We start from the raw sequence: 462 nt of genomic DNA, 5'->3' as shown, positions 1-462 counted from the left end.
ATCCTGTCGCGAAGCGACAAGGCCGTGACGTCCTCTCCGGCGAACAGAATGCGGCCTTCATCCGTTCGATAGGCTCCCATGAGAATCTTCATGAGCGTCGATTTGCCCGCACCGTTCTCGCCGAGCAGCGCGTGCGTTTCACCGGCCATGACCTCGAACGAAATATCAGACAGCACGCGGTTTGCGCCAAACGACTTGCTGATGCGTTGCATCGCTACGATCGCGTTGTGGGACGGTGACGTTTTCGCTTCGGCCATGACGATTTTCTCGATCGCTAGGGGAGCGTCGGCGGCCTGTTGGAGCCCGCCGACGAAAAAGTGGGCTAGAAGCACTCGCCGTTGCAGATTTTTACCACCGAGGCCGGAGCATCTTCCTTGGTGACCTGCTTGAGGGCACTGAGAAGGTCGAGCTTCTTGACACGCAACGTCGGCACCGAAATGTATGGCGGGACGTCATGTCCAA

The 462-nt window shown here is 58.2% G+C and carries 1 protein-coding gene; it reads right to left on the bottom strand.

Translation table 11 applies throughout. From position 1 onward, the window contains the following. Positions 1–257, bottom strand: a 257-nt coding sequence (locus EOA22_RS37040; protein ID WP_127390777.1) for an ATP-binding cassette domain-containing protein, incomplete at its 3' end; no start/stop codon positions are given. Between the last annotated feature and the right edge of the window lie 205 nt (positions 258–462).

The sequence above is a fragment of the Mesorhizobium sp. M7A.F.Ca.US.014.04.1.1 genome (genome assembly GCF_003998745.1).
Taxonomy (GTDB): domain Bacteria; phylum Pseudomonadota; class Alphaproteobacteria; order Rhizobiales; family Rhizobiaceae; genus Mesorhizobium; species Mesorhizobium ciceri.
The sequence above is the reverse complement of the archived record's forward strand: the minus strand, read 5'-3'. Positions and strand labels throughout refer to the sequence as shown.